This is a genomic window from Providencia sp. PROV252 (assembly GCF_033676005.1).
Classification (GTDB): domain Bacteria; phylum Pseudomonadota; class Gammaproteobacteria; order Enterobacterales; family Enterobacteriaceae; genus Providencia; species Providencia vermicola.
This window is the reverse complement of record NZ_CP096294.1, coordinates 1,246,921-1,265,250: the sequence shown is the minus strand read 5'-3', so window position 1 is coordinate 1,265,250 and position 18,330 is coordinate 1,246,921. Positions and strand designations below refer to the sequence as shown.

Below are 18,330 nucleotides of genomic sequence, written 5' to 3'. Positions count from 1 at the left end.
GATGCAATCGATGACGTACACAACGCCATTTTTGTCAAGAATTGTCCAACTATACCCCAAATAATCCGAGTTGCAGGTAGGCGACAAGCGAAGATAGACGGGGCGCATAGATAAACGATGTGACCCGGCGAGCGTAGCGTAGTCAACACCGCTGCAACTTGAAGGATTTCGAGGATAAAGTGAATTTTTATTGATATTTCTTTCAACAAACCGCATTATTCTCCAGTCGGTATAAGCCGTCATATCAGAAGGTAAAACAAACTGTATGGAATGGATCGCAGATCCTTCGATTTGGGCGGGCCTCGCTACCCTAATCGTTCTAGAAATCGTTCTTGGTATTGATAACCTCGTCTTCATCGCCATTCTGGCAGATAAGCTCCCGCCAAAGCTGCGCGATAGAGCCCGTGTAACTGGGCTTTTATTAGCCTTAGTTATGCGTGTTGTGCTTCTATTCAGCCTGTCATGGCTCATTACCCTCACGAAACCGATAATCACGCTGTTCGAGCACCCATTTAGTGCTCGGGACTTAATTATGTTAATCGGGGGGCTATTCCTGTTGTTTAAAGCAACAATGGAACTAAACGAGCGATTAGAAGGTAAAGACGAACACGCAAATACCCAAAGAAAAACATCGAATTTCTGGGCCGTTGTTGCACAAATTATTGTTCTTGATGCTGTGTTCTCTCTTGACTCTGTGATCACTGCAGTGGGTATGGTTGACCATATCGGCGTAATGATTGCGGCGGTCACGATTGCTATGCTGCTGATGATCTGGGCAAGTAAACCACTGACCAGCTTTGTGAACAACCACCCTACTATTGTCATACTGTGTTTAAGCTTCTTGTTGATGATTGGTTTCAGTCTTGTGGCAGAAGGTTTTGGCTACGCAATTCCAAAAGGCTATCTGTACGCCGCTATCGGCTTCTCCATTATGATTGAAGTACTAAACCAATTTGCTCAGTTTAACCGCCGTAAGTTCCTAACGGGGACGCGCCCACTGCGTGAACGTACAGCAGAAGCCGTGTTACGTATTTTAAGTGGTAATTCAGAACGCGGTGAATTAGACCCTCATACCTCAGATCTTATCGCAGATAATAAATCAGTCTTCGACCCACAAGAGCGTTTAATGATTGCTCGAGTGTTAGGGATGGCGCAGCGTAACGTTGAAAGTATCATGACCTCACGCCACGATGTGGACTATCTTGATATCAATAAGTCTTCTAGCGACTTGTTGCAATTAATGGAGAAAAACCCACACTCGCGCCTTGTAGTGATTGATGAGACGATTAGTGATGAGCCTGTCGGTGTTGTACATGTGATGGATTTAGTGAAACAACAACTAAATGGTAAGCCATTGGATTTACGTGCGTTAATCACTCAACCGCTGATTTTCCCAGAAGGTCTATCACTGCTCAAAGCCCTCGAACAGTTCCGTAAAGCGCATACCCACTTTGCTTTTGTTGTCGATGAGTTTGGTTCAATTGAAGGTATCGTGACATTGACCGACGTGATGGAAACCATCGCAGGTAACCTGCCTGTTGGCGATGAAGAGAATGATTCACGTCATGATATTCAGAAGCTTGATGATGGTACATGGATTGCCAATGGCTTTATGCCACTGGAAGACCTGATCATGTTTGTACCAATGGAGTTAGACGACAAACGTGAATACGAAACCATTGCGGGTCTTTTAATGGAGCATTTACAACGTGTTCCAGAAGTGGGGGAACAAGTCACCATTAATGGCTGCATTTTCCAACCATTGGAAGTCAATAGTCACCGCGTCAATAAAGTCTTAATCACCCCCCCCGCCCGTGAAGGGGATGGTTATGAATATGAAGATGATTAACCTTTAGCTCTGAACTAATGATAAATACTGGCTCTTTGAGTCGGTATTTTTTTTAAATATCAATAAGTAAATCTATACATTCTATATAGAATATAGAAAAACAACCTTTCTGCAAAAAAAATCTAAAAATACTTTGCTCATTAATGATAAATAGAGTGTCGTTTTATTAAAGAAAAACACATTTTTTCATACATAATTAATATAGTAAAACACGAATAAATCACAAGAGGAATATAGCAATGCACGTAAACTCAAATAGAGTGTCATATCAGCAAGTAAATAATAATAATAATAAGATCAACAGTCATAAAAACCAATCTAATATGACACAAGCCATTGATACAATTAAAAACTTATCAAGTAAGTTACCAAAAATAGAAAATAATAGCAAAATCACCACAAAAACAGTTGTAACTAAAGATTTAAAAGCACTGTCAAAGCTAATAGGTAGCGTAATTAAAGATACAAAAATTTTTTTAGATAAAGCTAACGACAGTAATGCAAGTAGAAGGCCTGATAATAAGGAATCTATAACTATGCAGGAAAATTTAGGGGACCTAAAAAAACAAATCACTGCATATAAAAATAACGCATTTTCTATAAGCTCTTATACACATAATCCGAAGAAAGAACCTCAGCTCAACAACCTAACGAAACAAGTCGAGAAAATGGAAAAGGAAGTAATTTCAAGTAATAAGACAAATAATATTTTGCGAAATCGTGCTGACGATGAAAAGATGGAAAGAAATCAGCAAGCAAATGAAAGACAAATTAAAAGAATTGATATCAAAAATCAACGTTGATTAAAAAATAATTGTTCAATTTTCTAGATATCATCGAAAAAAATGCCGTAATATAATTATATAACGGCATTTTTCTTCTACAACGCATTCAATAATTCATTTAGCCCTTTATTTTCTTCTTTTTTCAAGAAGTTACCAATAGCTTGTTTCGCTTGCGTACGTAGCTCATTACGCAACAGTTTTTCCACATCCAACTGATATTGCAAGCTATGCCAATTACCATAAATACGCAGCGGAATAGTCATTCCTTGCAATTGCTGAACAAGACGAGAATCCCCCGCCCATCCCCCAAAAATATTCACGCCCAAATTCACATCAATCGTTTCATTTGGAATATTTACACGGCCTTGCCCATTAATATTCACTAAAGAAGACTGCGCATTCATTGATGAAATGCTCATATTACCTTTATTTAAATAGCCTTTAACTGTAAATAATTCAACTTCTGTATAATTCCCTGTATTCACAGGTGCATTAATTTTATTCGTCACACGGGAAACTGATTGCTGAATTAGTTGTGGAATATTCAACCCATGTAATTTCGCATTTCTCAGTTCAAAGCTAACAGGCCCTTGCCATTGGTTCTTCACTGCATAATCATCATAGCCGACACCTGATAACGCACCATTAAGGGAGATAATACCACTCAGTTTTTGTGGCATATTGAAGGCTTTTAATAACGGTGCTGAATCGATGTTTTTAAAGTCAGGTTTTGCTGAAACAGTAACGGGGGTTGCGCTATAATTTAGAGTAACAGGTAATGAAAATTCACCACCAAATGCTTTCCCTTGTAATTTAGAAACCGTTAAACGCGGGGCTTGATTTTGGGCACTAATCACCACATCAGTTACAGTCATTCCACGGTAAATTAAATTCCCTACCGATAAGTCAACGTTAGCCGTGAATGATTTTAAACCTGATAAATCATATCGCTGTGTATTTGCCCCTGAAATAACAGGCTTGACCCCAACACGGTTATTATTGGTTTCCAGCTCAGAAGCCGAAGCGGTCACTACCGTCCCCAATAAACTATCTAAATCTAATTTTTCAGACGTTAATTCAACAGCCAGCTGTGGGATATCACCTAATTTTACACTAACATTCCCTGTTAGCAGGCTTTCATTGGCTTTAATCGATAGATTAGTTAAATTCGCGTTAGGTTGTTGCCCCTTGGTATACAAAAAATCGGTAGTAATTTGCCCAGAAATGCCATTTTCAGGTAAATCTACACCACTAAGTGAATAATCAAACTGTGTTAATTGACCACTGATTTTTTGATTTATCGCTGATAAATCAATATCTGCCCGAGTATCGAACACAAATTCTTGTTGGTTTTTATTTAGGTTACCGCTGAATTTTACCGCCACCTGCTTATTATTATTTTTTTTCAGTGACAGATTAATATTGCGGAGGTTAAATTCATCTTTTGGTGTTTGCCAAATCACTAAACTGTTAGAAATATCAACTTTTTCAATATCTAACAACCAGTTATTCTTATCAATAGTGGGAGTCTGAGAGGTTGAGCCACCAGGTGCAATCGGGTCGCTACTATGTGCTTGAGGCTCACTTTCTGGTGTTTTACGGATCACTGCACCATCAATCACAATTTGTTCAACAGATAAACGGTGGGAAATCAAAGGCCACAGTTCAACATCTAAACGCATATTTTCAGCGCTCAAGGCAGGCTTGGATGCATTTGGTGCAGTTAAAGATACGGGACCGGTGATAATGCTCAACGTTGGCCAAACATGCCAGCGCATATCCCCATTAAATTCAAGCTGATAACCACTTTTTTTCTCTACTTGCTCGACAATATAATGACGAAAATCATTCGGATTTACCAACATCACTAATGTTGTCAGACCCGCAACAATGACGACAAGTAAAATAATCAGTGTCGTTAAAAAACGTTTCATGCTTCCCTCTCTTAAACTTTACCTGCGACCATCACCAACGTGAACTCACACCATCACTTTCCCTGAAAATGGGCGAAAATTACACCATTAAAATCCATTAATGACACAATTTCCGCGAAGTTTAGCGAATATCAGTCTTCACTGATACGGCTACCAACAGCCCCTTGTTGGTTTTTATATTTTGCATCTTGGCGGCTATTATAAGGGCGATCTGCACTGCCTGATAATGGCTCAAAGCTTAGCGCCCCAATGACCATGCCAGGGCGTAATGCTAATGGTAGCTTACCTGAATTATAAAATTCTAGTACGATTTGCCCCTTCCAGCCAGGGTCAATACGATGCGCGGTAACATGCACCATCAAGCCTAATCGAGCCAGTGATGAGCGACCATCAAGCCAACCCACAAGGTTATCTGGGAGCGTAACAGACTCAAGCGTCACTGCAAGTGCTAATTCCCCTGGATGTAAGAAAAATGGCTCGTCTTCGCTCAGCACGATCTCATCACTCATCACACGATCCAGTGCGGCATTCACTTCATCTTTTGGGCCACTTAAATCGATAAATGCCGCGGTATGTCCACGAAAAACACGAAACTGATTTCCTAAACGGACATCTGCGGTCGCACCATTGATCCGTTCAACAGGTGGGCGCGGACTAATGACTAATTTGCCATCATCCATCCATTGAATAATATCGCGGTCACAAAGACGCATGGCTGTTTCCCCCTTCATAATGTTAGTTTTTACCTTGATTACTCTTGGCAAAATTCCCCGATCTTCGCTTTTAAGATATCAATTGCCACACGGTTCTTCCCGCCACGAGGCACAATAATATCGGCATACTGCTTCGATGGCTCAATAAACTGTAAAAACATTGGGCGAACCGTTTTATTGTATTGGTCAATCACGGAATCTAATGTTCTGCCTCGTTCATTTACATCACGTTTAATACGACGCATCAAGCAAATATCGAGTGGTGTATCAACAAAAATCGAAAAATCCATCTCACCACGTAAGCGTTTATCGGTTAACAATAAAATGCCTTCAATGATAATGACTTTTTTAGGTTTGAATGTAATGGTTTTTTCTTTGCGAGTGTGAGCGACATAGTCGTATTGCGGAATTTCTACTGCTTGACCACTTTTTAGTGATCTGAGGTGTTCATACAGCAAACTGTGATCCATTGAATTAGGATGGTCATAGTTCACTTTAAGTCGTTCTTCCATCGGTACATCTGCTTGATCTTTATAATAACAGTCCTCTGGAATAACACCGATATTATGATCACCGACCTTTTCTCGTAATTCACGATATAGAGTGCTTGCAATTAAGCTTTTGCCAGATGCAGAGGCTCCCGATATACCTACAATGGTACAGTGATGCGCTATGTCAGTCATAAAATGATAACCTGGTTAAATATTTTAGAAATGAAAATACATAACATCAAAATGTTACGTTGGCGGAATTATAGGAGGTAATGGCGTGTTGTTCCAGCGTCCTTCGGCAAAGTTCGCTAAAAAAAACGCCAATATTTAATGAAAAAGGGGGGATTTCCAATTAGCCCTTTAATTTATGTGGCTAAAACTGCTTTTTCCCTTCTAAAACGGCAATGCGGTTTTCAATAGACGGGTGAGTGGAAAAAACAGAATCCCCCTTATTAAAAATATAAGCCGCTCTTCGATAAGCTTGCCCTGTGCTGCTCTGATCATATTCATGGGTTGCATGCTTGCCTGATATTTTTTTCAGCGCGCTGATCATGGCTTGGTTATCAGAGGTAAGATCAACCGCCGCCGCATCTGCCATATACTCACGGGTGCGGGACAAATAAAAATACAGAATTTGTGTGATCCACGGCAACACAAAATTCAACACCAATAAAATCATTTGGGCTTTATTGGCAGCATTATTACGGCTTCGCCCTGCAGTACGAATAAAAATCTGACTAAATACGTTGGTTATCGTTAAAATCACGTTCGCTAAAATCCCCACATACAAAGTCAGCTTCGAGTCACCATGTATAATATGGCCGACTTCATGTGCCAGAACGGCTTGTACTTCTTGGCGGTTCAGCGTTTGAAGCAGACCGCGCGTCACCCCAACCAATGCATTACGGCCATTCCAACCTGCGGCAAATGCATTTGGCTCATCACTTTCTAAAATATATAAACGAGGAATATAGCCTAAACTTGCACTTAAACTCAGCTCTTCAATAATATTAAACAGCTGTTTTTCTTCTGAACTGGTGGCATTTTCTGGGTTGATTTCTTTCGCATTCATCCCTGCTAACATCATTTTATGACCACGAAAATGAATATAAACCAACCCAAGGAATGTCAAACCTAAAACGATAAATGTCGCAATTGGCATTTCTTTTAACGTCACAAATTCCATTGCATTATCAAACAAATCTAACTGCTCATTTGGATGCGTGGCAATATCCGCTAATAACCCAATGATAAGCATAATAAAAATATAGCTCATCACCACAAAACGAGTCCGAATATTATTTTTACGTATGACGCTACGAAAATCCATAAAATACCCTGCTTTCTATCACAGATAATTATCGGAACGTCCTAAGCTGTCCCGATAATTTGTCCAAATGACGATAAACCGATAATTAGTCAAAATTAATGCGACGTGATTCTTCAGACTTAATCGTCTCTTCGTCAAGACGCCAGTATTCTTTTGATATTTTTAAGCTCGGAATAATGCCAACAATAAGCGCAGCTGGCATGGATGCAATATACGCATTATAGGTTTCTAATGAACGGTTATAACCGCGTTTTGCAAAAGACAGCTTATTTTCTGAAGAAACGATTTCCTCTTGCAAGTTAGCCATGATTGCATCAGATTTCAGCTCTGGGTAGGCTTCAACTGCGACATTAATCGCCCCACTACTCACCATTTTGGATAGCGCATCTTCCGCTTCGCGTGCTTTATCGCCCGTTGAATTTTGTGCCTGAGTGCGTAGCTCTGTAATTTTACTGAACACTTCCGTTTCATGGCTTAAGTATTTTTTCACCGTCGCAAGTAAGCTATCAAACACTTTTCCGCGTCTGTCTAATTGAACTGAAATTTCAGTTTCGCTGGAAACTACGGCTTCGCGTAATGCCACGATACGGTTATAAAAATAAATAACGATCAGCACCACGACGACAATAAAAATTAAAAATTTCATAATCACCTTTTAGGCCTTGCCCATAGGAAAAGAATTCATCAACAATATCACTTTATTCTACGCTATCCTTTCCCAATATAGAAACAATCCACAGATAAATCAGAAAAAGGGAAAGTGGGTTGGATAGGAAAGCAATACAAATAAAAAAAGGCTATTTAATGTTAAACACTAAATAGCCCCTAATAGATTATGGTGAACTACACCGCGCGGAATGAAATTTCCGTTGGGATTTTATCCCCTTCCCAATACATTAATGCTGAAATGCCCGATGCAATTTCACGGTAGATATCCGCAAACTCACCTTCAGGATCACGCATAACAGTTGGTTGACCACGATCGAGATCTTCACGCAAAGAAATATGCAGCGGAACTTGGCCTAACAGTTTCGTGTTGTATTTTTCAGCCAGTTTTTCTGCACCACCAGTACCAAAAATTGGCTCAACATGGCCACAGTTACTGCAAATATGTGCGCTCATATTTTCTACTACGCCTAACACTGGCACATTCACTTTCTTAAACATCACGATACCTTTCATGGCATCAACCAGTGCGATATCTTGTGGCGTTGTCACCACAACCGCGCCTGTTACAGGGATGTTTTGTGACAGAGTTAATTGGATATCCCCTGTTCCTGGTGGCATATCGATCACTAAATAGTCTAAATCAGGCCATAAGGTGTCTTGCAGCATTTGCATTAACGCCTTACTTGCCATTGGGCCACGCCATACCATTGCGTTATCGTCAGTGACTAAATAACCGATGGAGTTAGTCGCTAAGCCATACGCCATAATCGGCGCCATGTGCTGGCCATCAGGAGACGTTGGGCGCTCTAGTGTTGTGCCTAGCATATTTGGAATTGACGGACCATAAATGTCCGCATCAAGGATACCAACTTTCGCCCCTTCTTGCGCCAGTGCTAGCGCGAGGTTGACAGAAGTACTGGATTTACCCACACCGCCTTTACCTGAGCTCACCGCCAGAATATTGCGCACACCCTTGATACCAGGCAAATCGTTAGCGCGTTTTAGCGTCGTCACATCGTGACGCAGTTTCCACTCAACCGCATGAGCGCCAGTTAACTGCTTCAGTTCTGCCGTTTTTTCGCTAATCAGCGTTTGGAAAGGCCCTTTCCAAACAAATGGCATGACTAATTCGACGTGCAGCACATTGTCCAACATTGCACAATGATGTAACGCTTTGATGGAAATCAGATTACGTTGCAGCGTTGGGTGTGTAAATGAGGCCAAAACTTTGGAGACTTGTTCAGTCAGCAGTTCTGGTTTGTTCTGCTCGGGGGATTTATCGTTCATCCCGGCTCCTTTATTTATATTTTTGAACTTATAGATATCCTATATAACTCGATAAGCTACCTGAGATTAGACGGATATACTTTGACTGAGGTTAATCATAACAGAGAACATAAAAAATAGTGATTGCCAAGCGCAGGAAAAGCCAAGAAGAGGCGAAAATTTCTTTTTCCAACAAATTTCCAATTAATCTTTTATATCCCTAGCAGCGATGGTTTTGATCGGTTAACATCAAAGACCCTTTTCAAATAATGGAAGTAAGAAAGTTACTATGTCTCAAGTCGCGAATAAATTACTGGTAACCTGTGCGTTACCCTATGCTAACGGTTCAATCCATCTTGGTCATATCCTGGAGCACATTCAGGCTGATATTTGGGTCCGTTATCAGCGAATGCGCGGCAAAGAGGTTCATTTTATCTGTGCTGACGATGCGCACGGAACCCCAATCATGCTTAAAGCACAACAGCTAGGTGTCACGCCTGAAGCCATGATTGCTGAAGTGAGCCAAGAACATCAGAACGATTTTGCAGGTTTTTCCATTAGCTATGATAACTATCACTCGACACACAGTGAAGAAAATAAAGCATTATCAGAACTGATTTATGGGAAACTGAAAAATAACGGTTTTATTAAAAACCGCACTATTTCTCAGCTTTTCGACCCAGAAAAAGGCATGTTCTTACCAGACCGCTTCGTTAAAGGTACTTGCCCGAAATGTAAAGCAGAAGACCAATACGGTGATAACTGTGAAGTGTGTAGCGCAACCTACAGCCCAACAGAATTAATCAACCCGCGTTCTGTTATCTCTGGTGCAACACCTGTAATGCGTGATTCAGAACACTTTTTCTTTGATTTACCTGCATTTAGCGACATGCTGCAAGCATGGACTCGCTCGGGTGCGCTGCAAGAACAAGTCGCGAACAAAATGCAAGAATGGTTCGAATCAGGTCTGCAACAGTGGGATATTACCCGCGATGCACCGTATTTCGGCTTTGAAATCCCAGATGCGCCAGGTAAATATTTCTATGTCTGGTTAGATGCACCAATTGGTTACATGGGTTCATTTAAAAACCTGTGCGACAAACGCGGTGACCTGAGTTTCGATGAATTCTGGAATAAAGACTCGAAAACAGATCTTTACCACTTTATCGGTAAAGATATCGTCTATTTTCACAGCCTGTTCTGGCCTGCGATGTTAGAAGGCAGCCAATTCCGTAAACCAACTAACCTATTTGTCCATGGTTATGTCACGGTTAATGGCGCGAAAATGTCAAAATCGCGTGGTACTTTTATCACTGCGCGTTCATATTTAGACCATTTAGACGCGGACTGCTTACGTTATTACTACGCGGCAAAACTGTCTTCTCGTATCGATGATATTGATTTAAACCTTGAAGATTTCGTTCAGCGCGTCAACAGCGATATTGTGAACAAAGTGGTTAACTTAGCTTCGCGTAACGCAGGCTTTATTGCTAAACGCTTCGATGGCAAGTTATCTGCAAACTTAGCAGAGCCTGAGTTATATCAACAGTTTGTTGATGCGGCAAAAGTCATTGGTGAAGATTATAGCAATCGCGAATACAACAAAGCGATCCGCGAAATCATGGCACTAGCGGATATTGCTAACCGCTATGTTGATGAAAAAGCCCCTTGGGTAGTTGCTAAACAAGAAGGCAAAGACCAAGAGCTGCAAGATATCTGCTCAATGGGGATTAACCTGTTCCGTATATTGATGACTTACCTGAAACCCGTTTTACCAGGTCTGACCAAACGTGCAGAAGCGTTCTTAAATACTGAGTTATCTTGGGATGCGATTAACACACCATTACTTGGTCACAGTGTTGCACCTTTCAAAGCGCTATTTAACCGCATTGAAATGACAAAAGTGGATGCAATGGTTGAAGCATCAAAAGAGAGCATCAAGCCAATCCAGCAAGTCACTGGCCCACTGGCGGATGACCCAATTCAAGATACGATCACCTTTGATGATTTTGCAAAAATCGACCTGCGAATTGCACTAATCAAACAGGCTGACTTTGTTGATGGTTCAGACAAATTACTGAAATTACAGTTAGATATTGGTGGTGAAACGCGCCAAGTGTTCTCTGGTATTCGCTCTGCATACCCAGACCCGAAAGCATTAGAAGGCCGTTTAACGGTGATGGTCGCAAACCTTGCTCCACGTAAAATGCGCTTTGGTATTTCCGAAGGTATGGTCATGGCAGCAGGCCCTGGTGGAAAAGACATTTATCTGCTCAGCCCTGATAGCGGCGCACAGCCAGGTATGCAAGTTAAATAACAACACATTAAATTGCGTTGTTACTCGTCAAAATGGAGGGTTAAATACTCTCCATTTTTTATTGGCTTTTTATTGTGATCGGTAGCACAATAATAACGTTAATTGTATGATGAATAGATATCACATAACAGGACCAGTCTCATGTCATTTAAACAGGTACTGATAACGGGATGGCAGTATTTGCGCGCTTTCGCAATACTTTACCTCTGCCTGATTATCGGAAACCTTATCTCTACCCTACTTCCTTTTGCTATCCCTGGCAGTATTGTCGGCATGCTCATTTTATTTGCACTACTGGCGCTGCAAATTATCCCTGCACATTGGGCACAACCTGGATGCAGTATTTTATTGAAAAATATGACCATTCTATTTGTGCCTATCGGTGTGGGGATCATGAATTACTATGACTTACTGAGTCAACAGCTGCTCCCGATTGTGGTTTCTTGTGTGGTCAGTACCTTAATTGTAATGATAGTCGTCGCTATCAGTTCCAACTATATCCACAAAGAACGCCCTGTCGTGGGTGCTAAACCTGATGAAGTTCCCCTTCCTCCTGAAGAGCCAATTTCTTCGGTGATTAATAATGATAAAACTAAGGGGAATGAATAATGTTAACGCACATTTGGTGGTCGTTACCGCTGACAATTGTGGTGTTTTACCTTGCCCGCAAATTATCAGTGAAATTTAAATTACCGATATTAAACCCATTATTAATTACCATTGCGGTGCTTATTGCCATACTGGTTATCACCAATACATCCTATGAGCATTATTTTGCGGGCAGTAAAATCCTGAATGATTTACTGCAACCCGCCGTTGTGGCATTGGCTTTCCCCCTGTATGAGCAAATGCACCAAATTCGTGCCCAATGGAAATCTTTGTTTAGTATCTGCTTTGCGGGTAGCATCGTCGCGATGTTCAGTGGCGCAGCAATTGCATTTTGGCTCGGGGCAACGCCGGATATCGCCGCCTCAATATTACCGAAATCTGTTACGACGCCAATTGCGATGGCGGTTGCCGATTCAATTGGTGGGATCCCTGCAATTAGTGCCGCTTGTGTGTTGTTTGTGGGGATTTTAGGCGCCATGTTTGGCCACAGTTTATTTGATGCTTTACGTGTACGCACCCATGCGTCTCGTGGGCTTGCGATGGGAACGGCTTCCCACGCATTAGGCACCGCACGTTGCGCTGAGGTTAATTACATTGAGGGGGCTTATAGTTCGCTCGCATTGATGACCTGTGGGGTGATCACCTCGTTAAGTGCGCCATTTATATTTCCTGTCATTTTGCATCTTTTTAGCTAATCTTATTAGTTAAACACTCCGTTAAGTATGATGAGTAAGAGAAAACGATGTTCTCTTACTTATCATTGAACACTAAAAACATGAGATACATCTCTCAATTAAAGAATTTGTTTCATATGTTTCATTTAAATTAGTGATTTAAATCACATATCAATATGTACTTTATTGAATAGAATGAAAACAATTAAATAGGGAGGGTAACTCATGCATTCAAGATTTAAGGCCGCTTGGGCCGAGCTTCCAGAGAAGCTACAGTCTGTACTTAGACCTATCATTGATAAATCTGATTTCCAAGGTATGTTAACCGCGGAGCAGGTTAAACAGATTAAAGCTGAGGCTGGCGTAGATGACTCTCAATTAGCCTTTGCGTTATTACCTTTCGCTGCGGCCTATGCCGTTACACCTATCTCCCATTTTCAAGTTGGTGCAATCGCTTGCGGTGCCAGTGGTAACCTGTACTTTGGTGCCAATATGGAATTTAGCCATGTTTCAATGGGCCAAGTGATCCATGCAGAACAATGCGCTGTAACCCATTCATGGATGAAAGGTGAAAAACAACTTACCTCTATCACGGTAAATTACACACCTTGTGGGCACTGCCGCCAGTTTATGAATGAATTACGCGAAGGTGGTAAAATTATGGTGAATTTACCCGGCCGCACACCTGCGGTACTGCACCACTATTTACCCGACTCGTTTGGGCCTTCTGACCTCAATATTACCACTTTACTGCTAGACCCTGTCGACCATGGTTATAAAAACCAAAGCCGCGACAGGTTATTAACTGCTGCAATCGAGGCAGCAAACCAATCCCATGCGCCTTATAGCCAATCCCATTCAGGTATTGCGTTACAGTTAAAAGATGGTTCATTATTTACAGGCCGCTACGCAGAAAATGCCGCATTCAACCCAAGTTTGCCACCACTGCAAGCGGCGTTAATTATGATTAACCTCTCAGGTAAAGATATTCACGCCATCGACCAAGCTAAATTTGTTGAAAAGCAAGATGCGATTATCAAACATTGGTGTGTTACCGAAAATACATTACAAGCACTGGGTTGCCAAAATATTGAATTAGCTTATTTGGATTAATTTTATATTTATTTAAATATAACGGTTATTGCTGGGAGCTTGAATAAACAGCAATAACCGTATAGTTGTTATTAGAGCTTTAGTCTTGTTCACAAAACCATTTACCTGCAAAGTGGCCATCCATAATAGGACTCACTAGTTTTGATTAATATATGCCCTAGTAAGTGAATTCATTAAACAATTTCTCTGTTTCATTTATCGTGTCTTCTAATGTAATAACTAAAGGGATCTTTCGCATTTTTTCTAGCCAAGCTTGGCTTTGTTGCTGTTTTATCGATGCAGATTGCGCGGCTTCTTCTTTCATGTCTAGCCAAATGCTAACGAATAACGCTGATTCACCATTATGTGATTTATTAGAAAAGCTATTTAATAGTTTCCCTATAATTTTATTCTTTTTATCTATAGATAATACTTCAAATACATCTTTAAACAACCAACCTTCATAAGGAATTCCTGAATTTAACATCGCTTCTTTTTGTATTTTAATAAATTCTTGATGTGTAATATCACCAATTCGGATGTTATCAATTTCTTTGCGATTTTTCATAACTCTGTCATATGCTAACATTAATTCACGTTAATATTTTCTCAGTTTTTCACTGGTAAATGAATCACCTCGCTCCTTCATGTGATTAATTAAAAATTCTTTTTCTAGATAAATAAAAATACTGAAATATTTATTATCCGAATTATTAACCTTTTGAATACTGTCTATATCAGTAAAAGCATGACCTTTATTTAAAAGACTTAAACATGATAAAATTATAAAAATAAAAAATTAATGTAATAATAGATTTAGATTTAAAAGATATCATTAGAACCCCTTCGGCTTTTATTATCAAACTTTGAATCATTAATCATTTCTTCAAACATAAAATCTAACTTTTTCTCTAGCTTATTAACTAAAGTAATCCGCCTCATTTTCTCCAGCCACCTTTTGCTTTTAATTTGCTTGTCTGATGGTGGTTTGGAAGCTTCCCTTACCATTGTATACCAAAGCATCATGAATAATTTAGCTTCCTTCGCAGGATCGTTGTTATTCACCACAAAAATGAACTGTTGCCATAGTGCCTCTCGGTTTCTCTCATTAACAACATCTAAAACATCTGCTAAAATCCAAGCATGATAAGACATTCCCATTTCATTTAAATTCTCACGATAAAAACCCATTGCCTGTTCATGGCTTAATTTTTTAATAAATGCGTCCTTTGGATACTTTAAAAATTCTGACATTGGGTTATTATCTTTTTCACCCTTAAAAAGGACTAATTTTTTTCTATCAAATATTAAATCCTTAGATTCAGAAAAGTATAACATCTGTAGCATAAAGAAAAGACGTAGTGTTTTAACACCTTTTTTTCAAAAAAAATAATTATATTTTTTTTATTATATTTTACATTATTTTCTTGAGGATTTTGGCAAGCACCAAGAAGAAAAACTGAAAGCACAACTATTAATTTATAATTCATATACATCCTTGTAATTCATAAAGTTAGAAACCAACAATCTTAAAAAGCAATTATGTAAAAAACACATTGCCCACATAAAAACAAACATCAGTAATTACCATTCCATTACTAATAATTAAAATAATTTATTTTATTATAAGTAGACTTTTTAAATATTAATTAAAACTAAAAGATCCTCCAGAAGAATAACCACTATAACTAAATTCAGGTATACTTGGCATTGAGGGTATTGAGTATTTATCATCAAATGAGTCTATTGAATTGTTCATTAATGACATATTGTCTCTTAAATTATCAATCATATTTTCAAAATGATGGTTATTTCTTATGGTATCTGTAGGGAAGTCTTTAAATCCTGACGTTCCCGGAAGAACAACACTTGGACGTTCTAGATAATAACTTGTTGGTGCTTCATTATTTTCAAACTTTGAACTATCTAGCAAATTTGTTGTAAGCGGTGCTAATTGCCTATTTTGTTCGGATTTTGGATAAGTGCTTTCCAATATCGATTTATCTACCATATTGTGAGAGTGTTTGATTGGTGGAGTGGGTAACACTTCCCTATTTATAGGCTGTGTTATACTTGGTGATGTTGTGCTATCAACACCATAAATATCTAAATCACCTTTAGGAATAACCTTTTTTAATTCATTCACGTAAGCTACTATATCTTCCTTGAGTGTTATTCCTCTTTCTACAAAATAATCACCAAAAACAGACTCTGTTTCTTTCATATTATCAACTGTGAATACAGTATTAGTCCACTCAATAAATAAATCAATTTTTTCTTTAGATGGGTTTCTTATTATCTCAGTCAACATCTCATCGGTTAAATAAATCCCAAACTCAACCTGTTGTTTATTACTTCCTGAACTTGATATCATTTCATTATAAATTTCATTATGTTTTTCAATAGGGATAATCTGTAGTGGAATTGATAATGTCCAGGCTTCTTTAGGTAAATTAAAATCAGAAAGTGAATCATCATGTATTTTTTTAGCTTCAAAAATATTCATTCTTTCATTCAAAACTTTAGTATTATTATACTCGAACTTATCAAGTAATAGATCACAAGTCTTAATTGCTATTTTAAGCTGTATATTTTTCAAATCAGTGTAATTTAATATAACTCCATGTTCTCTTGCTCTTTCAACTAAAAAATTTGTTGCCATTTTCCCTGCATATGAGTCACCTCTAACAAGCCCATTAGGGATCTCACCATACCGTTCATTATTTGCTTCTAAATAGTCATATAAAATTTTAGGATCTTTTTTCTCTTCTAATTTTTTACACACATCCTGTGTATCTTTTAAATGCAATTCAAATTTATCCTGTTCATTCACATCAAATAAGGCAGCGCGTTTCTTCCTGCGATTATACCTATTTACACTGATTTCATTCATTAAAAATTTTAATTTTTCCTCTTTGGTTTCCCAAAATAAGATATCTACCTCACTTTTTATTGATGAAAAAGCATCTTGAGTTAATACCTCATCAGCATCAACTTCATGAAATACCCACGGAACGACATCACCTAGCACTTTTTCGTTTGTTTTTATGTGACCAATCACATCCGTCATTAAATTAGATAATTCTGACTCAGAGCTTCTTATCTTATCAAGCTCATAATTTTGTGAATTACTTAATTCCTTATACATTGAAATATAGAAATTATTCGTTAACCATGACTTTAACATCTCTTTTTCAGAACCATTACTTGAAATATATTTTTTAATCATCATATCAAATGTCTTATAATGATGATTGATTTGCTCTTTGAATTCTGTGCTAGAATTTAGTCTATGAATCCAAAAGCCTTGCCTTTCATTTGGTGAGAGTGATTCAAATACTGCATGTAAATACCAGTTATCAATGCTTAACCTACTTTTAGAGCAAGCTTTAGTATTAATTAAAATCAACTCCTCATGATTAATGTCCAATATTTCAACAATTTCACTGCCTGATTCATTGAGTTTACTTTCCAGTAAATTTAAATATTCCTCAGCTAGTCTAAAATCTATATTCCTAAATTCCTCTGATTTTATTTTCTCATTATTTAACAATGCTTCTTCACTCGGAGTGTATAACGTATATTTCCCCCAAAAACCTGATTCACTTCCACTCCCCCCTGCGAATAGAGCATACCGATCACCTTTACTCGCTAGATACTGATACATTTCCTTAGGACTTTTATCTTTCCTTAATAATTTTTTTATTATAGTAAGATCATTTTTTGTAAACACCCTACTCGCACTGTATTTTGTATTATTTGACATTGAAACTCCTTTTCTATTTAAGTTGAGTTATTACAAACCCTTTTGATTTTAACAAAATATTTTCCCACTGATGAATCTTATTCCAATTGATATCTATTTGAAAATAAGCATTAATTTCTGGGATACGCCCATTTATATCACATCGATTATAACCTCCTTTTAAAGTCAGCCAGTGACATTTAATTACACTTATTACTTCATTTTTATTTTCAGACCAATACACTCGAGTTTTATCTTGATAATTTTTCCCTTTATACGTTATTGCATTTTCCCTTAAGTACTCAACAAAGTAGAGATCAAGTTCATCATCATAATAAACATTACTTCTTTTACCAAAAAAATCGTTATTAATTGAATTATCTCTAAGTTTGTTCATTGTTGCCGTATTATTTGTCATTGGTTTTACTGCTATTTTTATTTCCTCTATATTTTTGTCTAACCCCATTCTATCGACGGGTTTCATTTCCGGCCATGTCATTCTTAAAGGTAATACAGTGAAGTTAGCATTGCACCCTGTTTTATTGTTAACTGCTCTACGGTCAAAATAACTATACCCCTCGTACTCCGCAATAAAATCAACATAATTTCGAGGTACTTCAACAATATTTCCATTAAATTTCCCACAGACAAAACCGGGGCGATTATTAGCGTAACTATTTATTGCGCTTAATAGCATAAGACAATTAACTGTAAATTTAATTAGATAACTAATTATTAGTTTAAATCTCATACTTACACCTATTAAAATAAACTAATCATACATAAGCTCTGGCCTTTTGCTAACCATTAAAATTCGGGTAACATTAGATAAATCGGTTGATATTAATTCTAAGTT

At 38.3% G+C, this 18,330-nt stretch carries 16 protein-coding genes; 6 read left to right on the top strand and 10 right to left on the bottom strand.

Going from position 1 to position 18,330, the window contains the following annotated elements; genetic code table 11:
• Positions 1-265: 265 nt before the first annotated feature.
• Together M1F05_RS05565 and M1F05_RS05560 are read left to right on the top strand one after the other, a co-directional pair.
• Positions 266-1,849, top strand: coding sequence for a TerC family protein (locus M1F05_RS05565; RefSeq protein WP_206085399.1), 1,584 nt, complete (start codon positions 266-268; stop codon positions 1,847-1,849).
• Between the two features lie 239 nt (positions 1,850-2,088).
• The gene (locus M1F05_RS05560) at positions 2,089-2,652 is read left to right on the top strand and encodes a hypothetical protein (protein ID WP_206085398.1); all 564 of its coding nucleotides are present in this window, start codon (positions 2,089-2,091) and stop codon (positions 2,650-2,652) included.
• Between the two features lie 77 nt (positions 2,653-2,729).
• On the opposite strand, the gene asmA is transcribed toward M1F05_RS05560, so the two are convergent.
• The 6 genes from asmA to apbC form a co-directional block, all read right to left on the bottom strand.
• Positions 2,730-4,568 carry an outer membrane assembly protein AsmA gene (asmA, locus tag M1F05_RS05555; RefSeq protein WP_206085397.1) on the bottom strand — a complete coding sequence of 613 codons (1,839 nt, stop codon included), beginning with the start codon at positions 4,566-4,568 and terminating at the stop codon, positions 2,730-2,732.
• 131 nt (positions 4,569-4,699) lie between these two features.
• The gene (gene dcd / locus M1F05_RS05550; protein WP_206085396.1) at positions 4,700-5,281 is read right to left on the bottom strand and encodes a dCTP deaminase; all 582 of its coding nucleotides are present in this window, start codon (positions 5,279-5,281) and stop codon (positions 4,700-4,702) included.
• Between the two features lie 38 nt (positions 5,282-5,319).
• A complete protein-coding gene (udk, locus tag M1F05_RS05545) occupies positions 5,320-5,964 on the bottom strand; it encodes a uridine kinase (protein WP_206085395.1) in 645 nt (214 codons plus the stop codon).
• A gap of 181 nt (positions 5,965-6,145) precedes the next feature.
• A complete protein-coding gene (gene htpX, locus M1F05_RS05540) occupies positions 6,146-7,102 on the bottom strand; it encodes a zinc metalloprotease HtpX (protein WP_206085394.1) in 957 nt (318 codons plus the stop codon).
• 85 nt (positions 7,103-7,187) lie between these two features.
• Positions 7,188-7,748 carry a LemA family protein gene (locus M1F05_RS05535; RefSeq protein ID WP_206085393.1) on the bottom strand — a complete coding sequence of 187 codons (561 nt, stop codon included), beginning with the start codon at positions 7,746-7,748 and terminating at the stop codon, positions 7,188-7,190.
• Between the two features lie 197 nt (positions 7,749-7,945).
• Positions 7,946-9,058, bottom strand: a complete 1,113-nt coding sequence (gene apbC, locus M1F05_RS05530; RefSeq protein ID WP_206085392.1) for an iron-sulfur cluster carrier protein ApbC — start codon at positions 9,056-9,058, stop codon at positions 7,946-7,948.
• Between the two features lie 268 nt (positions 9,059-9,326).
• On the opposite strand from apbC, the gene metG reads away from it, so the two are divergent.
• From metG to cdd, 4 genes are all read left to right on the top strand, one after another.
• A complete protein-coding gene (gene metG / locus M1F05_RS05525; RefSeq protein ID WP_206085391.1) occupies positions 9,327-11,354 on the top strand; it encodes a methionine--tRNA ligase in 2,028 nt (675 codons plus the stop codon).
• Positions 11,355-11,495: 141 nt separating this feature from the next.
• A complete protein-coding gene (locus M1F05_RS05520; protein ID WP_206085390.1) occupies positions 11,496-11,963 on the top strand; it encodes a CidA/LrgA family protein in 468 nt (155 codons plus the stop codon).
• The gene (locus M1F05_RS05515; protein ID WP_206085389.1) at positions 11,963-12,658 is read left to right on the top strand and encodes a CidB/LrgB family autolysis modulator; all 696 of its coding nucleotides are present in this window, start codon (positions 11,963-11,965) and stop codon (positions 12,656-12,658) included. Before M1F05_RS05520 ends, M1F05_RS05515 begins: the two co-directional genes overlap by 1 nt.
• Before the next feature lie 204 nt (positions 12,659-12,862).
• Positions 12,863-13,750: a cytidine deaminase gene (cdd, locus tag M1F05_RS05510; protein WP_206085388.1), complete on the top strand. Its 888-nt coding sequence runs from the start codon at positions 12,863-12,865 to the stop codon at positions 13,748-13,750.
• A 157-nt stretch (positions 13,751-13,907) separates the two neighbouring features.
• Here cdd and M1F05_RS05505 read toward each other — a convergent pair whose 3' ends face one another.
• The 4 genes from M1F05_RS05505 to M1F05_RS05490 all read right to left on the bottom strand — a co-directional run bounded on the left by M1F05_RS05505 (position 13,908) and on the right by M1F05_RS05490 (position 18,225).
• Positions 13,908-14,297: a hypothetical protein gene (locus tag M1F05_RS05505; protein ID WP_206085387.1), complete on the bottom strand. Its 390-nt coding sequence runs from the start codon at positions 14,295-14,297 to the stop codon at positions 13,908-13,910.
• A gap of 254 nt (positions 14,298-14,551) precedes the next feature.
• Complete coding sequence (locus M1F05_RS05500) at positions 14,552-15,076, bottom strand: hypothetical protein (RefSeq protein ID WP_206085386.1); 525 nt, start codon at positions 15,074-15,076, stop codon at positions 14,552-14,554.
• Positions 15,077-15,374: 298 nt separating this feature from the next.
• A complete protein-coding gene (locus M1F05_RS05495) occupies positions 15,375-17,495 on the bottom strand; it encodes a spore coat protein (RefSeq protein WP_206085385.1) in 2,121 nt (706 codons plus the stop codon).
• Positions 17,496-17,508: 13 nt separating this feature from the next.
• Complete coding sequence (locus M1F05_RS05490) at positions 17,509-18,225, bottom strand: hypothetical protein (RefSeq protein WP_206085384.1); 717 nt, start codon at positions 18,223-18,225, stop codon at positions 17,509-17,511.
• Positions 18,226-18,330: the final 105 nt, after the last annotated feature.